At 46.6% G+C, this 19,839-nt stretch carries 13 protein-coding genes; 6 read left to right on the top strand and 7 right to left on the bottom strand.

The genetic code is table 11. The annotated features are described in order from the left end of the window. Positions 1–309 precede the first annotated feature (309 nt). The 3 genes from F461_RS17595 (at position 310) to aspS (ending at position 4,449) form a co-directional block, all read left to right on the top strand. Positions 310–1,101: a class I SAM-dependent methyltransferase gene (locus F461_RS17595; protein ID WP_020000909.1), complete on the top strand. Its 792-nt coding sequence runs from the start codon at positions 310–312 to the stop codon at positions 1,099–1,101. A gap of 136 nt (positions 1,102–1,237) precedes the next feature. Continuing rightward, positions 1,238–2,476 (top strand): histidine--tRNA ligase, encoded by a 1,239-nt coding sequence (gene hisS, locus F461_RS0109430; protein ID WP_020000908.1) that lies wholly within the window; start codon positions 1,238–1,240, stop codon positions 2,474–2,476. 143 nt (positions 2,477–2,619) lie between these two features. Next, the gene (gene aspS, locus F461_RS0109425; protein ID WP_020000907.1) at positions 2,620–4,449 is read left to right on the top strand and encodes an aspartate--tRNA ligase; all 1,830 of its coding nucleotides are present in this window, start codon (positions 2,620–2,622) and stop codon (positions 4,447–4,449) included. A gap of 221 nt (positions 4,450–4,670) precedes the next feature. Here the strand turns inward: aspS and F461_RS18675 are convergent, their stop codons facing one another. The 4 genes from F461_RS18675 to F461_RS0109405 form a co-directional block, all read right to left on the bottom strand. After that, complete coding sequence (locus F461_RS18675; RefSeq protein ID WP_020000906.1) at positions 4,671–5,159, bottom strand: cytochrome P460 family protein; 489 nt, start codon at positions 5,157–5,159, stop codon at positions 4,671–4,673. Between the two features lie 128 nt (positions 5,160–5,287). Then, positions 5,288–6,478 carry an oxygen-binding di-iron domain-containing protein gene (locus F461_RS0109415; protein ID WP_020000905.1) on the bottom strand — a complete coding sequence of 397 codons (1,191 nt, stop codon included), beginning with the start codon at positions 6,476–6,478 and terminating at the stop codon, positions 5,288–5,290. Positions 6,479–6,720: 242 nt separating this feature from the next. After that, positions 6,721–8,010, bottom strand: coding sequence for a phosphopyruvate hydratase (eno, locus tag F461_RS0109410; protein ID WP_020000904.1), 1,290 nt, complete (start codon positions 8,008–8,010; stop codon positions 6,721–6,723). A 77-nt stretch (positions 8,011–8,087) separates the two neighbouring features. Further along, positions 8,088–8,876 (bottom strand): type III pantothenate kinase, encoded by a 789-nt coding sequence (locus F461_RS0109405; RefSeq protein WP_020000903.1) that lies wholly within the window; start codon positions 8,874–8,876, stop codon positions 8,088–8,090. 436 nt (positions 8,877–9,312) lie between these two features. Between F461_RS0109405 and F461_RS0109400 the strand changes: the two genes are divergently transcribed. Both F461_RS0109400 and F461_RS0109395 read left to right on the top strand, forming a co-directional pair. Next, on the top strand, positions 9,313–10,374 hold the full coding sequence (locus F461_RS0109400; protein ID WP_020000902.1) for a hypothetical protein: 1,062 nt from the start codon (positions 9,313–9,315) through the stop codon (positions 10,372–10,374). A gap of 1 nt (position 10,375) precedes the next feature. Next, positions 10,376–13,009: a cytochrome ubiquinol oxidase subunit I gene (locus F461_RS0109395; protein WP_020000901.1), complete on the top strand. Its 2,634-nt coding sequence runs from the start codon at positions 10,376–10,378 to the stop codon at positions 13,007–13,009. Between the two features lie 73 nt (positions 13,010–13,082). Here F461_RS0109395 and F461_RS0109390 read toward each other — a convergent pair whose 3' ends face one another. Next, positions 13,083–14,732, bottom strand: coding sequence for an AMP-binding protein (locus F461_RS0109390; protein ID WP_020000900.1), 1,650 nt, complete (start codon positions 14,730–14,732; stop codon positions 13,083–13,085). Between the two features lie 8 nt (positions 14,733–14,740). Beyond that, positions 14,741–15,310, bottom strand: coding sequence for a cupin domain-containing protein (locus tag F461_RS0109385; protein ID WP_020000899.1), 570 nt, complete (start codon positions 15,308–15,310; stop codon positions 14,741–14,743). A 238-nt stretch (positions 15,311–15,548) separates the two neighbouring features. Between F461_RS0109385 and hypF the strand changes: the two genes are divergently transcribed. Further along, complete coding sequence (gene hypF / locus F461_RS0109380; RefSeq protein WP_020000898.1) at positions 15,549–17,888, top strand: carbamoyltransferase HypF; 2,340 nt, start codon at positions 15,549–15,551, stop codon at positions 17,886–17,888. An 89-nt stretch (positions 17,889–17,977) separates the two neighbouring features. Here the strand turns inward: hypF and F461_RS0109375 are convergent, their stop codons facing one another. Further along, on the bottom strand, positions 17,978–19,684 hold the full coding sequence (locus F461_RS0109375) for a Na+/H+ antiporter NhaC family protein (protein ID WP_020000897.1): 1,707 nt from the start codon (positions 19,682–19,684) through the stop codon (positions 17,978–17,980). Between the last annotated feature and the right edge of the window lie 155 nt (positions 19,685–19,839).

The following is a 19,839-nucleotide window of genomic DNA, read 5'->3' as shown; positions in this document are numbered from 1 at the left end:
TAGAGAATGAAAGCGCATAGCATGGTAACTGTCCTGAATGTGTTGTTTTTGCTTGGTGCTTGGTGCTAGTCGTTTTGACTGTGTCAGCAGGTAACAGGGATGTGTGTGTCAAGTCGTTGTTACGTGTTTTAAGCATGGTTTCTGTTTATTAATAGAGAAGAATTATATTTGATATCATGTGTAAAAGACGCTAGTTAATGATTGTATAACAGCTGATTGAGTATTGTTTTCGTGAAGTCTGTAGAATAAGTGTTATGCAGGCTTGGCTTATATATATACCTTATGTTCTTTGTGAAAAGGTACTCGATAATGACTATTTGGGCTAATGAAAATATTGTAGATGAATACAGGCGATGGGTTGAGTCTCCGGCTGGCTCCTTGGCTTTGCAGTCTAAAAAGAAACTCATTGTGGATCTGATTTCGGGATGGCCTCGTCGTGGGCGTCGTTTTCTCGAAGTGGGATGCGCTACGGGATTGATGACAGAGATGTTTTATCATGCCGGATTTGATGTGACCGGGCTGGATTGTTCGCCATTGATGCTTGCAGAAGCGCGGGAGCTGTTGGGAAGGCGTGCGGAGTTTTTTTTAGGAAGAGCAGAACATCTTCCGTTTGATGACAATCAGTTTGATTATGTCAGTGTCGGTTCAGTGCTTGAATTTGTGGAAGAGCCTGAGGCTGTTCTTGCAGAAGCGCTTCGGGTTGCCTCCTGCGGTGTGATTGTGACAGTCTACTCCAAATGGTCATTTCATTACTTGCTGCGCAGTCGTAGCGGGGGTGGATGTGTGGAAAACAGGCGGTGGTTGAGCCCCGTAACTGTAGATAAAATGATTCGCGAACAGGTCGATACCGGTGAGCTTACGCGTCGTTCGATTTTACTTGGTCCGGTTTGTACATGGAAAGAGACTCCTTTGCTCGGTTGGATAAACTCCAGAATTATGCCGTACGGACTTGGTGCTCTTTCAGGTATATGTGTCGATAAAAATGATACAAAAATGACTATTCCCCTCAGAATACAGAAACGCAGGGCAAAACCTGCGATTTTGAATGCCTGTCGGACAAATTTAGCCGCGCGAAATCCCACTTCTACTTTTGACAAATAGGCAGCTTTAGACTACCCAAAGCTGTTTCGACACAATTTTGTCGATACAGCTTTTTTTGTGTGCGAACAGCACCGCATATTTGCTACTGGTTTATGTTGTAGCACATGGAAAAAATTACAATTTTTTAGGAACCGGCATGAGTAAAGTAAAAAGAATTAAAGGTTTTGCAGATATGTTCTCTCCGGAGAGCGATACCTTCACCTTTATGGAAACTGTTGCACGCGATGTCTTTGGTCGATTTGGTTATAAAGAATTGCGTACGCCTGTTATAGAGCGTACCGAGCTTTTTAAACGTTCTATTGGCGATGAAACAGACGTTGTACAGAAAGAAATGTACACTTTTGATGATCGTAAAGGTCGTTCGCTTACCATGCGTCCGGAAGCAACTGCAGGTGTTATGCGTGCCTATATTGAGGGCAATGTGAATGCCTCTGAGCAGGTTTCTAAACTTTTCACCTTCGGCCCTATGTTCCGGTATGAACGTCCTCAGAAAGGGCGTATGCGCCAGTTCCATCAGATTAACTGTGAATGTCTCGGCCCTGATGAGCCGCATGCGGATGCAGAAGTAATCCTCATGCTTATGACCTTTCTTACAAAGATTGGTCTGAAAGAGCTTGTTCTTGAGGTTAACTCCCTTGGTTGCCGTGAATGTCGTCCGAAGTACAATGAAGCACTGCGTACCTTCCTTGCAAATCTCAATAAAGAAGAGTTGTGCGAAGACTGTCGTCGCCGTATGGATACGAACCCGCTTCGCGTGCTTGACTGTAAGGTTCCTGCCTGTAAGGCATTAACTGAAAATGCTCCGACAATTATTGAGCATACCTGTGACGAGTGCCGAATTCACCACGACAAGGTGCTTTCCACTTTACGTGCCGCAGATGTACCATTTATACAGAATGACCGCCTTGTACGCGGCCTTGATTACTACAACCGTACTACCTTTGAAGTTGTGTCCAACGCGATCGGATCCCAAAGCTCTGTTGCTGGTGGCGGTCGCTATGACGGGCTTATCAAGCAGCTTGGTGGTGCAGATGTTCCGGGTATCGGTTTTGCGTGCGGCATGGAACGTCTTGCTCTTATGCTTGGTGAGCGTGAGGTTGAGCAGCCTGATTTCTATATTGCGGTTCTCGATGAGAACGGTCTTGAAGATGGCCTTATGCTTGCACAGACCTTGCGTCTTGCAGGTAAGAAAGGTGATGTCAGCTTTGCTTCCAAGTCTATGAAAGCACAGATGCGTCAGGCTGGTAAAAAGGGTGTTCGTAAGGCGCTTATTCTTGGCGGGGATGAGCTTGCGGCTAGCACCGTTGTTGTAAAAGATATGGAAACTGGTGAGCAGATCACTGTTTCACAGTCTGAACTTATTGAGCATATATAATTATACATCAGAAGCAGTAACTGACGGACGGCACAGCATGGTGCCGCCTGACTTTTTCCGCCGTCTGAGAACACCATTCGTGTAGAACCCCTAACCTTTGGGCAGCATTGCTGTCTTTAATGTATTTTTTAAAGGAAACGAGAATGAGCGATCAAAATCTGGATATTCAGCAGGACCATCAGCAGTATATCGAGCCTCTTAACGGGTGGGTTCGCACCCATAATTGCTGCGAGCTGAATGCCAATAATATCGGCTCTGAAGTATGCCTGATGGGTTGGGTGCAGTTTCGTCGCGATCATGGTGGCCTGATTTTTATCGACCTTCGTGACCGCAGAGGCCTTACCCAGGTAGTATTCAGCCCGGACGTGAATCAGGAAGCTCACAGGCTCGCACACATTCTGCGTACTGAATATGTTGTCGCAATTAAAGGTGAAGTCCGTCATCGCCCTGAAGGTATGACCAATACCAGCATGGTGACCGGTGAAGTTGAAATTTACGTAACCGAGTGGAAACTGCTCAACACTGCCAAAACTACTCCGTTCCAGATTGAAGACCGTGTGGACGCATCCGAGAACCTTCGTCTTGAATACCGTTACCTCGACCTTCGTCGACCTAAGCTTGCAAAAAACTTCATCATCCGTAACCGAGCTGCTCAGGCAATTCGCCGTTATCTTGACGAACTGGACTTCCTTGAAGTCGAAACTCCGTTCCTGACAAAATCTACCCCTGAAGGCGCACGTGACTTCCTCGTACCGAGTCGTACAAATCAGGGTGAGTTCTATGCACTTCCTCAGTCGCCACAGATTTTTAAACAGCTGCTTATGACTGCGGGCATGGATAAATATTACCAGATCGTTCGTTGTTTCCGTGACGAAGATCTCCGTGCCGACCGTCAGCCTGAATTTACTCAGGTTGATATTGAAATGAGCTTTGCTGATGAGCAGCAGATTCAGGGCATGGCAGAAGGTCTTGTCGGGCGTGTGTTTAAAGAGTGTCTCGATGTTGAGATTCCAAGCACCTTCCCCCGCATGACCTACGATCAGGCTATTGCGGATTACGGTCTTGATAAACCTGATACACGTTTTGACCTGCGTCTTAAAAACGTAAGCCATGTTGTAAAAGACTCAGGCTTCCGTCTTTTCTCTAGTGCAGAGCTTGTTAAAGCCATGCGTGTGCCGGGCGGTGCTGTTCTTTCCCGTAAGGAAATCGATCAGTACACTGACTTCGTAAAAATTTACGGCGCGCAAGGTCTTGCATGGATCAAGATTAAAGAAGACGAATGGCAGTCCCCTATTGCCAAGTTCCTCTCTGATGACGAGCGTAAGGGACTTACCGAAGAACTCGGTCTTGAAGTTGGCGACATCGTGTTCTTCCAGGCTGGTCCTGCGGATATGGTTAATAACGCTCTTGGATACCTTCGTATTGAAGTTGCAAAACGTTTCGACCTTATCCCTGAGAACACCTACAACTTCCTCTGGGTTACAGACTTCCCTCTCTTCGAATATGATGCAGATGAAAAACGGTATGTGGCATGTCACCACCCGTTTACCTCAGCTCAGGACGGCGAAGAGAATGTAATGGTAACAGACCCTGCTAACGCTAAAGCGCGTGCGTACGACCTCGTACTTAACGGCAGCGAAGTCGGCGGCGGTTCTATCCGTATGCATAACCGTCAGCGTCAGGAAGAAATGTTTTCCGCACTCGGTTTCTCTAAAGAAGAAGCTGAAGAGCAGTTCGGCTTCCTTATGGAAGCATTTGAGTACGGTGCGCCTCCACACGGTGGTATCGCGTTCGGTCTTGATCGTCTTGTTATGATCTTGACTAACTCCCCTTCCATTCGTGACGTTATTGCTTTCCCTAAAACTCAGAAGGGCACCTGTTTACTTACCAAAGCTCCTTCTGCTGTTTCCAATAACCAGTTGCGCGACTTAAGCTTGCGTTTACGTGAAATTAAAACAGAAGCTGCTGAATAGCAGACTGAGCTTTCCCTCTGTCCAAGCAGTTCTGTATCTGCATTTGTCAGGTATAGAAAATGAAAATAAAAAGGCAGGAGCGTCGTGATGCATCGACGCTTCTGCCTTTTTGTTTACTGTGTCGACCTACGCCACAGCAAACGCGGAGTTTGCACTGCTCTGGATGGGAGGTTAGAGCAGGTTTAACGGAAAGTAGGAGAGAGGATTCCGTTTATGCGTAATCACCATTGGTGAATAAACGTGTAATCATCAAACGCCATGCTTACGTGACATTCAACACATCGTTTGATTTTACCTTCCTCAATGACCGTTCCGTCCGGTTCATACGCAGCCCAAAACCAATTTCCAGCGGAAGGGGCGTAGTTTGGGCGTTTTTGCATGAGATTTATGGTAAGGAGTGTCTTTTCGTCTTTATTATAGTTTTCCATTACAATGATGGAACCCTCATTCGCTTTGTATACTGAGCGCGATGCAATTTTATTGGGATATATCTGAATCCGAGGTCCGTGGGGTGGTGCGCCGATCTGCATGCCTGCCGTGTCGTCGAACTGTTCCCATTCTGTGTAGGGATCTGTTATGGTTATGTACTGCCAAAGTGCGGAGGCCGTTGTCATCGGAGGTTTTTTAATGTTGGCAGGTTGAAATAATGAACATGCAGTGAACAAGCTTAGGGAGATGATGAAGCAGGCAACCATAAGACATCGTTTCATGATAATCCTCCGCGTCGTCAAATAAACTAGTTGTTGTATATAGTAACAATTATGCAATGTGTGTTATTACTTGTTGATTTTTGTTTTATATTTATTATATAATGCGTATTTTTTATAATATGTTCTTTTTAGAATGTTGCCGCGGCAAAATCGACTCCGAATTGCAGTGCTGCATGGCGTTCTTCGGCATCCATTCTCCAGTTTACACGAAACCCGTCGCCGGTAATTTCAAAACCTGCATCCATAAGTTGTGCAAGCATCAGTTTTGCAGCTTCACCGCTCCATCCATACGACGTAAATGCGTTTGCTTTTTTACCCATAAATTTTAAACCATGAAAATCTTCAATCAGTGCAGACAGGCTTGATAGAGGCCCTTTGTTGAATGTTGGCGAGCCTAGCAGCACGGCTTTAGAACGGAATACTTCTGTAATTATATCGTTTTTATCCGCTTTACCTGCATGAAAAAGTTTTACTCGTGTTGCAGGACTGTGCTGTAAAATTCCGTGCGCAATAGTTTCTGCGATTACTTTTGTCGAATTGTACATTGAATCATAAATAATCGTGATCTGGTCTTCCTGATACGCATCACACCATTGCAGATACTGTTCGATAATCTGCTCCGGATTTTTGTGCCAGAGTATACCATGGCTTGTTGCAATCAGCTCAACGGGGAGTGAGGTTGCAAGGAAGTCTTCAATGCGGCTTTTTATAATGGAGCTGAACGGGGTAAGGATATTCGCAAAGTACTTGATTGCCTCTTCATATAGAGTGCATTGGTCTGCCAGGTCATTGAAAAGCAGTTCATGAGCGTAGTGTTGTCCAAAGGCGTCGTTGGAGAAGAGAATGTTTTTACCGGAAAGGTGTGTCATCATTGAATCCGGCCAGTGCACCATGGGAATGGGATGAAAGGTGAGTGTGTTCTGTCCGAGGCTTAGAGTGTCGCCAGTGTTGACAGGACGAAAATCCCAATTTTGGTGATAGTGCCCCGGAAGCGACATGGTAGCCTGTTTGGTGCAGTAAATAGGTGTGTCGGGGATACATTCCATCAAGGCCGGTAACGCGCCGCTATGGTCTGGTTCTGCGTGATTGCAGATGATGTAATCTATCTGCTCTAAGTCTATTTCAAGCTTGAGGTTGTCGACAAACTCCTTTGCATAGGGTTCCCATACAGTATCCACTAAAGCTGTTTTCTTATCTTCAATGAGGTACGCATTGTATGATGTTCCTTTGTGCGTGGAATACTCTATTCCGTGTGTAGTGCGGATTTCCCAGTCTATTTTTCCGACCCATGAAACGCCCTCGACTATTTTTTTACGCATGAATTTCTCCTGCTTATCTGCAATTCCAAGAGAGTGTAGCATGGTTGTCACGTGGGTTAATTTATATATGTTTTTTATGTGATCTTGTGGTTTATGTTCCACTACCTTTCATGTGCCCCGTTCCAGAATAAACTGTAATGGGGCAAGAGGGGCAGGCCAGAACCTTTGCCCGTCGGAGGTAAACAAAAAAAGCCGGAACGCTATGCGTTCCGGCTTTAATGCTGTGCTGTTCGGAGCGACGATTAGTCGCTGAGGCCGAAGTGGGCTGCCATGAATGGACCGAAGAAGATGCCGTCGTCGTCGAGGTCTTCTTCGATACGAAGGAGCTGGTTGTATTTAGCGAGACGGTCGGAGCGGGAAAGAGAACCGGTTTTGATCTGGCCGGAGTTCACTGCCACTGCGAGGTCTGCAATAAAGCTGTCTTCAGTTTCACCGGAGCGGTGAGAAATAACGGTTGAGTAAGCAGCACCTTTTGCCATTTCGATGGTGTCGAGAGTTTCAGTAAGGGTACCAATCTGGTTGAGTTTAATCAGAATGGAGTTACCGCAACCTTCTTCAATACCTTCAGCAAGGATTTCAGGGTTGGTTACAAAGATGTCGTCGCCAACGATCTGAGTGGTAGGGAGCTTCTCGGTAAGAAGTTTCCAGCCATCCCAGTCCTGTTCTGCAAGACCATCTTCAATGGAGATGAGTGGGTACTGTTCGGTAAATGCAGCGAGCCAGTCAACCATTTCTTCAGAAGAAAGGGTTTTGTTTTCGCCAGCAAGAACGTACTTGCCGTCTTTGTAGAACTCAGAAGCAGCTGCGTCGATAGCAAGAGCAATCTCTTTACCCGGAACGTAGCCGGCAGCTTCAATAGCTTTCATGATGTAGTCAAAAGCTTCTGCATGGCTTGCAAGGTTAGGTGCAAAACCACCTTCATCACCAACGGAAGTAACGTGACCGTCGTTGGAGAGAAGTTTTTTCAGTGCGTGGAATACTTCTGCGCCCATACGGAGTGCTTCTGCAAAAGTAGGAGCACCGATAGGCATGATCATGAATTCCTGAATATCGAGGTTGTTTGGTGCGTGTTCGCCACCGTTGATGATGTTCATCATTGGTACTGGAAGCACTTTAGCGTTGATGCCGCCGAGGTACTGGTACAGAGGCTGGCCGAGGAAACTTGCTGCTGCACGTGCAACTGCTAAGGAAACGCCGAGCATTGCGTTAGCACCGAGACGTTCTTTGTTTTCGGTGCCGTCGAGCTCGATGAGGATGTTGTCGATGTTAACCTGACGGGTAGCGTCGAGGCCGATGATGCCTTCTGCGATTTCGCCCATTACGTTGTTAACAGCGGTTTCAACACCTTTACCGAGGTAACGGTTTTTATCACCGTCACGAAGTTCAAGTGCTTCACGGGTACCGGTGGACGCGCCGGATGGAACAGCAGCGCGGCCGGAGTGACCGGATTCGAGGGAAACTTCAACTTCAACGGTTGGATTGCCGCGGGAATCCAAAATCTCTCTTGCCCATACGGAAACAATAGTACTCATTCTATAACTCCTTGTAGTCCGGCCTGTTGGCCGTTCTTTTCTAACAAATAGTATAAAACTACTGTGGCTACGGTGCGTTACCGGATGCCACTCTCCAAATATAACAACCGCAGACCTTCCATTAAAAGGTCGGAGCGGACGTGGTTAAAACATGATGTTACGCGCGCAATATCTTTGGCAAAACCGCCTGTTGCAACAACCTGCATGGGGCCTTCGAGCGTAGTGGAAAGACGTTTGCATAATCCTTCTGTCATAGACGCAAAGCCAAAGATAAAGCCATGGTTAATACTGGTAGATGTGCTGCGTCCGAAAACCGGCATATCGCTATGCACTTCTAAGCTGATTTGTGGAAGTTTTGCAGTGTTGCTAGCCAGTGCAGAGGCCGCAGACTTGACGCCGGGGCAGATTAGTCCGCCAAGGTAGGCATTATCCTGTACACAGTCAAAGGTAGTAGCGGTACCGAAATCTACAGAAACAATGGAGCGGGCTTCTGGGCACAGCTTTCTGGCTGCGTATGCGCCTACAAGCCGGTCTGCACCGACCTGTTCCGGCCTTGTGTACCGATTTTCTAATGGGATAGGAATGTCTTCCGGTGCAAGTAAGAGCCCCTGATTAAGATACCGCTTAACAGCTTTGCGGATAATCGGGTTCATATCCGGAACAACGGAACTGCCGATACACGCCATGATTTCGTCGGGAGAAATAGACATGTGCGAGAGAACGTCTAAAATGCGAAACCCAATAGAATCAGCTGTCTGGTGCGGATCTGTGGGTAAGACATATGTTGTGGCGAGATCTTCTCTTTGTGTAATACCAATTTTAATATTGGTATTACCAATGTCAAATAATAAAACAGTGTTAGTCATATTTCCTCTGGTTGAATCTCAACGCCTGAGCATGCAATCAAGAGTTTTTGAACATCTATTGAACAAAACAAAAAATATTTTGCCATGTATAACTCGCTTACTACCAGAATTTTATATTCAGATTTCATCTGAATACAGACAATACATAGTAGTATACAGTGCGGTATCCTCATATTATTAGAAACCGCGCATAATACGCATACAGACTAATGTGCATGCGTTGTTTCGTTGGCAAACGTGCTGTGTGTTTTTCAGTCCACTGCACCAATGTTTATACATGGTCTTGCCATGCACTCTACTGCGCCAACGACTTGTGCTGTAGCGGCACGTACCCTCTTTGATAGAATAAAACAAGAGAACAAAAAAGAGAAAAAACAAATAAAGCTGCATGAAACTGTTTACAATTTTTTTGCAGCACATTTTGTAAGGAGAATTAATGCAAGCTTCTGCTCTTATTCCTGCTCCAGAGTCCATTCCAGTAGCTGCCGGTTGGCTGGAAGGACTTCTGATAATAACGTTCGCCTTGCATATTCTTCTAATGAGTGCAGTCCTTGGAGGGGCCTTTGTCTGCTCTGTCCGCAGTGTTGTGAATAAAAAAAGTCTTTCAATAAAAAAAATAGCAAAGGTATTGCCTTCAATCTTTGCCTTTGCGGTCAACTTAGGCGTTGCGCCTCTCTTGTTTATCCAGATGCTTTATGGGCAATTCGTGTACCCAAGTTCTATTCTAATGGCTGTGTATTGGCTGAGCATCGTTTTTCTGGCGATTATTGCTTATTCTGCTCTGTATTTTTTTGCCGCGCGATACGGGAGACATACAAAATTTTCCGCATCTATTTTTATAAGTACTGTTGCTATGCTCTGTGTCGGGCTTGTCTTTTCAAATAATATGACACTAATGCTTCGCCCTGATGTGTGGGCTGCTTATTTTTCCTCCCCCGATGGGACGCTCCTTAACTTTGGCGACCCAACGGTCTGGTTGCGATACCTGCATGTTGTGGTTGCATCCATCGCTGTAGGCGGGCTTGTCTTGGCCATTGTTGCTCGCCATATAATTGTAAGAGAATCTCAGGAATTGGCTATCAGTGAAGAACGGCTGGGGCTGAATATTTTCCTGATCGCCACGCTGGCGCAACTCATGGTCGGCGTAACTCTGTTTTTTGCCTTACCGGAGCCAGTGCGTTGGCTTTTTTCCGGTGGGTCGGAATTTTACACAGGTGCACTTTTAGTCGGTTTGGCCATTGTTGCTCTGCTCCTCTTTGAGGCTGCATCACGGAATCTGTACGGCACCATTAGCGCGCTACTCGTCACCGTTCTTGTGATGGCAAGTTTACGGGCTCTTGTCCGCAAAGCCATGCTCGATCCTTACGGTGGCATCGCAGCTCTTCCAGTTCAAGCGGAGTATTCTCCTTTCCTGATGTTTATTATTTCTCTTGTTCTTGGGCTTATTGCTATTGCGTATATGATTAAACTTGCAATGCGTAGCAACGGGGAGGCATAGCATGGAATATCCAGTCTGGTGGCTTCCGTTTTTTTCTGGCGGATTGCTCATTGCGTGCATGTCAATTTTTCACGTGTTTATTGCTCATTTTGCCGTTGGTGGAGGATTCTTCCTCATACTGGCAGAACGCAAAGGCTATGCAGAAGAAAACCCGCAGATTATTGAGTACGTCAAGCGTCATACAAAGTTTTTTCTTATACTGACCATGGTCGCGGGCGGCATGACAGGTGTAGGGATTTGGGTCACTATCGCGCTGCTTTCGCCGGCTGCAACATCTGTGCTGGTGCATAAATTCAGTTTTGGCTGGGCAACAGAATGGGTGTTTTTCCTTTGTGAAATTGTTGCTCTGCTTATCTATCATTACCGGTTTGGCAAAATGTCTCGCCGCGATCATCAGATTGTCGGCTGGTTTTACGCGTTATTTGCGTTCTTATCTCTGGTTGTCGTCAACGGTATTATCTCCATGATGCTGACTCCGGGGAAATGGCTTGAGACACAATCGTTCTGGGACGGTTTCTGGAATCCTACGTTCTGGCCGTCTCTCGGATTGCGTTTTGCCATCTGTCTCATGCTCGCCGGACTGTTTGCCTTGATAACGGCATATCGTATTACAGAGGTAGAAACGCGCGAGCAGATGCTCCGTTACGCCGTACGATTTGTTGCGTTCCCGTTTGCTTTGCTCATCGCTTGTGCCGTCTGGTACATTGTCGCACTTCCGGCAGCACAGTTTACCATGGTGTTAACCAAATCTGCGCAGACTCCGCAGCTGGTAAAAATATTTCTTCCACTCTCAGCCGTCCTTCTCATAGGTGTTCTGGTTTTTGTCTTCGTCACGCCACAGGCTGTGCGTCCTGCACTCCTCGGAGTGCTTCTTGTTATTGGCATAGGACAGATTGGCACCTTCGAATGGATTCGTGAAGCAGGACGACGTCCGTATATTATTCATGAATATATGTGGTCAAACTCTGTGCATGTTGCACAGACAGACGCCATCCGTGAAAACGGGATGCTTTCTTATGCAAAGTGGATTGGTACTAAAGAAATTACAGATGAAAATCTGTTAAAAGCGGGTGAAGAACTTTACCGGGTGCAATGTATGACGTGCCACAGTCTGAATGGGCCCATGCTTGCTATAAAAAAAGAGGCAGCAGGGCTCACCCGTTATGGCTTAGTTTCGCAGTTCAACGGTCAGGGGAAGCTGCGTGGATTTATGTCGCCGTTTCTTGGAAATGATGCCGAACAAAAAGCGGTAGCAGCATATCTCGCCTCGGTTATGGGCAAGCCGCTTGAAGAGGCGCCAGCTAAACTGCCGCATGAAGAAGGTGTGGTCTTACCTGAGTTTAATCCGGAAGAAGCTGAGTATGTGCTTGTGGCATGGGCAACAGAAGGTATGAATACCATTTCCGACAATTATACAAAATTTACTATGCAGATTCCCGGCTCAACCATCCGTGCTCAGCTGTTTCTGCGGGATGAAGTTCCAGAAATTGTCACAGAAGGTGTGACACTTACCTACAGAATAGAGAAAGCATTCTCCACACCGGCAGAGCACGTGACCTTCTGGAATTATGCAAAGCAACTTACAGGCAAAGACTTGCCGTCAGACACTGGCATCTGCGAAACAAATCTCATTGGTACTTTTAAGCTCGACGAGGAAAACAGAGCCTTCATTGCTTGTTCGTTGCCAGTCTTTCCATATTCTGATGATGGCATAGTAAACCCGTACCCATTGTTAAACGTCGAAGCGCGGACTGCTGACGGAAAACTGCTTGCTGCAACCAGAGTGGCTGTTCCAGTTTCAACAGAATGGGGCTGCCGTAAGTGCCATGACGGACCATGGCGTGTAGCTGAGACTGCAGGTATTTCCAATAAAACTGCAGACAACATTCTTGTTGCGCACGATAAGATTAACGGAACCAGACTGGTAGAAGACAGTGACCGAGGCGCCCCGCCTAAGTGTCAATCCTGTCACGGATCCACTCGCACAGGCGATGCCGGTAAGAAACAGGTTCTAGGATTTTCAGCGGCTATGCACGGCTGGCATGCAAACTACTTAGCGGATCGTGATGACATAACATGTGAAAGTTGTCATCCAGCCGGACACAACACAAATACACAGGGAATGCGCGGGCTGCACGTTGATCGTGAGATAACCTGTATAAATTGCCATGGAACAATTGAAGATCACGCGTTAAGTTTGCTCAAGGCGGAAAAAGAAAAGGGTAAGCCACAAGCAAAACAGCTTATGGCGAATTTGATCCCGCGCGCATCCGCAAAATTAGATGACGTGGTTCCGCGCGAGGCTTGGGTGAATGAACCGGATTGTGGCGTATGCCATTCCTATTTTGAGTCACCGGATAGTGATGCCTCGGCTGTTAACGGATGGACGAAGGATCCGCAGGGGCTTTTTAAAAACAGAAAGGATGACATGGAAGCTGTGATGTGTGAAGCATGTCATGGTTCGACGCATGCTCTTTATCAGGCAGACAACGGCTACGGTGAATCTCTGAATAACATAACACCGCTGCAGTATCAGAAGTATGCAGCACCGCTTGGCGCCGAAGACAATTGTGTATGCCATACTATGGAAATGAGTAAATATGACTCAGCGCATCATCCGATTATTGAAAAATAATAAGAGTTGCCTCTGACGTAGTACATAAAAAAAAAAGGTGGAGCATGTGCTCCACCCTTTTTCATAGGTAACGTTATTTAATTTCACCGAAGTATTTTTCAGAGTCTTCACGAAGTTTGAATTTCTGAATTTTGCCAGAGGCTGTCATCGGATATTCTTTTACAAAAGCAATGTGCCGTGGAACCTTGTGCCATGCAATCTGTCCACGGCAGTAATCGCGTACATCTTCCGGTGCTATATCGTAGCCTTCTTTATTGATAATAAAGGCGGCAACTTCTTCACCGTATTTGCGGCTTGGGACACCGACAACCTGTACGTCGAGTATTCCTTCCATCCCGTAGAGGAATTCTTCAATCTCACGCGGGTAGATATTCTCGCCGCCACGGATAATCATGTCTTTGATACGGCCAGTGATAACTACATAGCCGTCTTCATCCATTACTCCGAGGTCCCCTGAATGCAGCCAGTTATCTTTATCGATAGCTGCTGCTGTGGCTTCCGGCTGTGCGTAATAGCCTTTCATTACGTTGTAGCCGCGGCAGACAACTTCGCCCTGCGTTCCGCGTGGACATTCTTCACCTGTTTCAGGATCAACAATGCGCACTTCAATACCCGGCATTTTTTTGCCGACACTCTGTGTGCGGCGCTCAAAGCTGTCATGCGGTAAAGTCTGGGTCATTACCGGAGACCCTTCTGTGAGACCGTAGCAGATAGTTACTTCAGTCATGTTCATGTCTTCGATAGCACGTTTCATGAGCGGTTCCGGACAAATGGAACCAGCCATAATACCAGTGCGGAGTGAAGAGTAGTCGAACTTGGAGAACAGCTTGTGCTCAAGTACCGCAAGAAACATTGTCGGTACCCCGTAAAGTGCGGTACATCGTTCCTGATCTACAGAGGCCATGATGTGCATTGGTGAAAAGTTTTCCAGAATCACAAGTGCTGCACCATGGTTTACGGCGGCGAGAACGCCGAGTACGCAACCAAAGCAGTGGAACAGCGGAACAGGCAGACAAAGTCTGTCTTTGTGGGTAAAGTTCTGGTTTGCACCAATCCAATAGCCGTTTAGACCAATACCGACGTGTGTAAGCATAACCCCTTTAGGGAACCCTGTAGTTCCTGACGTGTACTGCATATTCACCACGTCGTATGGAGAAAGGGAGTCCTGCCGCTCCTGATATTCGTCTTCGGATACCATTGCTTTCATCGCCATGATTTCCGGAATGGAGTACATTCCGCGATGTTTTTCAACACCAAGGAACATCACGCGTTTCAAAAACGGCAGCTTGTCTACATTAAGTTTACCGCGAGGTTGATTGCGTAATTCCGGAACCATGTCGTAGATAGTCTGAACAAAGTCATGGTCGCGGTAGCCGTCCATAATGAACAGGTTTTCGCACTCAGACTGAGATAGCAGGTATTCTAGTTCGCTTTTACGGTAGTTGGTATTTACGGTTAGCAGGATGGCACCAATTTTTGCTGTGGCAAACTGTAGTGCAACCCAGTACGGAACGTTTGTTGCCCATACAGCAACTTTTTCGCCCCGTTGGACACCAAGAGCCATAAGCCCTTGCGCCAGATCATCAACCACCTTGCCAAATTCTTTGTAGGTCTGCCTGTAGTCACGGTCTACATATACAACAGCATCGTTTTCCGGATACTTTGTAATGGTTTCATCAAGAATCTGACCAAGGGTCTTTTCGCGAAGTTCGAATGCTGGCATGGAATTTCCTAGTCAGGGTAGTAGATTACTGCGTAGATTTCTGCTTCTTCACCATCAGCTGCACCTACGTAATGCGGAACAATGGAGTTAAAATAGGCACTGTCGCCGGCTTCGAGAATGTGTTCCTCTTTGCCATAACGTATAAGTAGCTTGCCGGAAGTGACAACGATAAATTCTTCACCTTGATGTGAAGAAATTTTGCGGTCTTCTTCTGCTTCCGGAGTAATATGGACAAAAAACGGTTCCATATTACGGTCAGTTTTGCCTTTGCCTAAAGAGTGAAACAGAAAGCTAGGACTTTTGTCACCAGCTTTTTGCATGGTAAGGTCTGCCTCGCGGCAGGCTTTACGTACTATCAGCGGATCAACAGAAATTTCATCATCCATGAACGTTCCAAGGCGAACGCCGAGTGCTCGGGCAATTTTCTGTAATGGAGCAATGGAAGGATATAAGTCTTCTTCCTCTAATGCTGTCACAAAAAGTTCTGTTAAATCTGCATTTTCAGCAAGTTCAGCACGGCTTAAACCGCGCTCTTCCCTAAACTTGCGAATGCGATTTCCTAATTTTTCAGTCGCCATAGTTTCTCCATACTACAAAATTGTTCAAAAGAGATTTATCAGGTATCCGACGTTACAAGAATATTCAAGTGTTCTGAGGTGATCAATTCTAGCTGTACGCTACTTTCAATTGTTGGTGTAGTGCTATTGTAAACTATTGCAGCATGTTACTAGGAGTACAATTTTGGTAAAATTATAATAGTTAGATTTGGTTAGCGCCTTCTCTTTTCTCTCCCTTATGTTTGCGGTATAGTTTCGCATGACTCATCGTGCACGCCGCAAGCGCTATATCATTACTGGTCAGGTTCAGGGTGTTGGGTTTCGTCCATTCGTGTATCGAATTGCCTTGGAAAACAAGGTTACTGGTACTGTTAGTAATACTTCTGATGGAGTATTCATTGAAGTGCAGGGGGACGAGAGAACACTAGCTGGTTTCGCATTCGACTTGGAAGACAAACTGCCGCCACTGGCGGAAGTCACCTCTAAAACAGAGGATGAACTTCCCATTGTAGACGGGGAAACAGAGTTTAAAATTTTGGCAAGTGAAGGTAAAAAGGGCAATCGAGTCCTTATTAGTGCAGATGTTGCCACCTGCGATGATTGCTTGCGTGACATTTTCGATCCGGAAAACCGCAGGTTCGAATACCCTTTTACTAATTGTACCAATTGCGGGCCGCGTTACACCATCACCAAATCTATTCCTTATGATAGAGCAAAGACCTCAATGTCTTGCTTCCCGTTGTGTTCTGATTGTAAAACAGAATATGAAGACCCGCTGGACAGGCGTTTTCATGCACAACCTAATGCATGTGATGTCTGTGGCCCATACGTGTGGCTTACAACGCAGGATGGTGTCGAGCAATGTCGGGGCACAAAAGCTATTATACAAACTGCAGAAGCCTTAGCAACAGGCCGTATCGCCGCTGTTAAGGGGCTTGGCGGATTCCATCTCGTTTGTATGGCAACTGGTGCTCAGGGGCAGCAGGCCATTGAGACGTTGCGTACACGTAAAAATCGTTGGGGCAAGCCGCTAGCCGTTATGGTAAGGGACATTGAAACTGCCCGTGCCATAGCAGATATCACTGAGGAGGAAGAACATCTCCTGCTCTCCAAAGAACGCCCTATTGTTTTATGCAGACAACGTTGTGATGCCCCCATTGCAAAAGCGCTCAATCCGGGCACGCAGTACGTCGGCATAATGCTTCCGTATACACCACTGCATCATATTCTTTTCAAATACTTTGCTCAGCAAACATGTGAACTGCCTGTGCTTGTCATGACTTCTGGCAACATGAGCAGTGAACCCATTGCGCTTGGTAACCGCGAAGCACTTAAGCGCTTGCACCCTCTTGCAGATGTCTTTTTACTTCATAACCGAGATATTCTTGTACGGGTGGATGATTCTGTTGTCCGTGTACAAGAAGATACAGCAAAACCACAATTTTTTCGCCGTGCCAGAGGGTTTGCGCCGCGTCCTGTTTTTATGGCAGACAACGCGCCGTCCGTACTGGGCGTAGGTCCGGAACTTAAAAATACGCTTTGTTATACCCGTGACAACGAAGCCTTTGTGTCGCAGCATATTGGCGATATGCAGAATCTTGAAGTTTACTCCTTCTACGAAGAGATAGCTGAGTTTTTACCGCAGATTCTGGAAGTAACGGCCGAAGCAGTTGTTCACGATTTGCATCCTGATTACATGACAACCCGATTTGCCCGTGATTACGGAGAAGAGCATAACATTCCAGTGCTCGGGCTTCAGCATCATGCCGCGCATATCTTCAGTGTGCTGGCAGAAAACAAATTCACCGGAACCGCTCTGGGGCTTGGTTTGGACGGAACCGGATACGGTGAAGATGGTACTATATGGGGTGGCGAGCTGCTTTGCATCAACAACGAAACACTTGAGCATAGCAGACTCGGCAGACTGGCACATATTCCGCTTCCCGGTGGTGAGACCGCAATCCACGAACCATGGAGGATAGCGCAGGGGATTCTTTGGAACGCCGGCATCAAAAAATCTGACAAAGAATGGACTTGGCAGAGCGTATTCAGTCAACAGTCTCTATTTTTACCACAGCTTTTGGAACGTAACATCAACACACCGCTTACATCATCTTGCGGACGGCTATTTGACGCCGTTTCAGCCATGCTTGGTATTTGTCATACCGTCACCTACGAAGGCGAAGCCGCCATTCTTCTCGAAGACGCGCAAGACCTTACAGTAACAGAAGCCTACGAATGTCCGTTTAAGAAAACAGGTGAGATTGTTGAACTAGACAGTGTGCATCTGTTTTTGCAGTGCTATCAGGATTGGCTGCAAGGTATAGATACCGGCATAATAGCTCGTAAATTTCATCTTGGGCTTGTCCAAGGCTGCGCCCGTCTCGTAGCATGCATGGCAAGCGAAACAGGCATTTCTACAATCGCGTTGTCCGGTGGTGTTATGCAAAGCTTTACTATAGGAACGGAGTTACCCAAAGCTCTTGTTGCCCTCGGTTTAACGGTTATACAGCACACGCAGCTCCCGCCGAATGACGGTTGTATATCGCTCGGGCAAGCTGCTTATGGCAGGCAGTGGCTTCTTAATAAGAAGGTGTAGGGAGTGTTTTCAACCGCAGGTCATCGTAAATAAAAAAAGCCCTCAGCAAAAATGCTGAGGGCTTTTTTTATTATTCAGTGGGCAAGCTGTTAGCTTGCGTCCGGCAGTCTCTTACCGAAGAGGTAGAGCATGCCGACTACAGCGGCAAGGCCGACTGGCAGGGTAATCATCGGGGAGAGACCGAGACCTGCTGGCAGGAAGCCAAAGAGAATGGAAACGATACCTATGCTTACTGCATACGTAAGCTGAGTACGTACGTGATCAATGTGGTCACATGCGGAGCCCATGGAGGACAGGATGGTGGTATCGGAGATAGGTGAGCAATGGTCACCGAAGATAGCACCGGTAAGAACTGCACCTACGTTGAGGAGCAAGTATGCCTGATCCGGGTTAATTGCCCATGCGAGTGGAATTGCCAACGGCATGAGAATACCCATTGTGCCGTATGAGGTTCCTGTCGCGAAGGAGATAATAGAACCGAGAATAAAGATGATGGAAGGCAACAGGAATGCTGGCAGCGTATCAGACAGCACGCTTACGAGCCACATAGCAGTGCCGAGTTCTTTGATGATACCGGAAAGAGACCAAGCAAGAAGCAGGATAACTGCTGTGATGTTCATGGATTTGATACCCAGAATCCATGTGGTGATTGCTTCTTCGATGCTGAAGATTTTTTTGCAGATACCCATTGCCATGGCAACGATTCCCGCAAGCAAAGCAGCTTGAAACAGTACTACAGAGGCGTCGGAAGCCCCGAAGCATTGACGGATAGCATAGAAGCTGTATGGAGCAGCGTTTACTTTTGCAAGTACTTCAGCGTTACCAATACCGCTGAGGCCGTTGAAGTAGAAACCAAGAAATGCTGCCACAATAAGAATGCCGATTGGAATGATCGCATTCCAGATGGAAGGAACAACATGTGCACCCGGTTCGAGTTGAGTTGTTTCCTCGGAAGCCATTGGGTTGGCATTGTCGGCAATTACTTTACCGTGCTTACGTGCACGTTCTTCAGCTTTCAGCATTGGTCCGAATTCACGCAGCAGCAAGATGCCTGCGAGTACGAAGAACAGAATAAAGATGTTGTAGAAGCGGTATGGAATGGTTTCAACGAATGCACCATATGCATTCATCTGGATACCGATCTGTTCGAATCCGTCTTTAATAAGACCAACTTCGTACGCAACCCAAGTGGAAATAAGTGCGATACCGGCAATAGGAGCTGCTGTTGCATCAATGATGAATGATAATTTTTCGCGAGATACACGCATACGGTCAGTTACCGGACGCATGATAGGGCCTACGGTCAATGAGTTTGCGTAGTCATCAAAGAAGATAACCAGTCCCATCACCCAGGTGAAGAACTGAGCACTGCGTGGCCCTTTTGCTTTTTTTGCAAGTGCTTCTGCTACTGCAAGAGTACCGCCCATTTTGGATACAACTGCAATAAGGCCACCGATTGCAAGACACTGCAATACGATACCGGCGTTCCATGGGTCTGCTAAGGAACTAAGGATTTCGTTGGAAACCCGGTGGAAAGAACCAATTATGCCGTGGTAAATGTCGAAACCTTTAGTTTCCAGCATCATTGCACCGGAGAATACACCAAGGAACAAGGACAACACAACGTTACGGCTGATAAATGCAAGGATGATTGCTACCAGCGGCGGAACCAGTGTCCATAATCCAAAAATTTGTGAGTTAGCAGCACCTTTGCTTGAATCAGCAGCAAACGCTGGTGCGGTAACAAAAAGAATTGCTACTGCAGAAAACAGTAGCAAGAAATGTCTAAGTTTCATAATCACTCTCCCCGATTATTGCTCTCTTTTGCGTAGTTCCTAAAAGAAATACTCATGCTTTGCAAGCATTGTCTTTTCTGTTTTGAAAGAGAGAAAGTAAGCATTAAATCAAAATGTTACAGCATTTTTTTGTCTTTTAAATATCATGAAAGATA

The sequence above is a fragment of the Halodesulfovibrio aestuarii DSM 17919 = ATCC 29578 genome, from assembly GCF_000384815.1.
GTDB classification, from domain to species: Bacteria; Desulfobacterota; Desulfovibrionia; order Desulfovibrionales; family Desulfovibrionaceae; genus Halodesulfovibrio; species Halodesulfovibrio aestuarii.
This window is presented reverse-complemented; position numbering and strand designations above follow the sequence as displayed.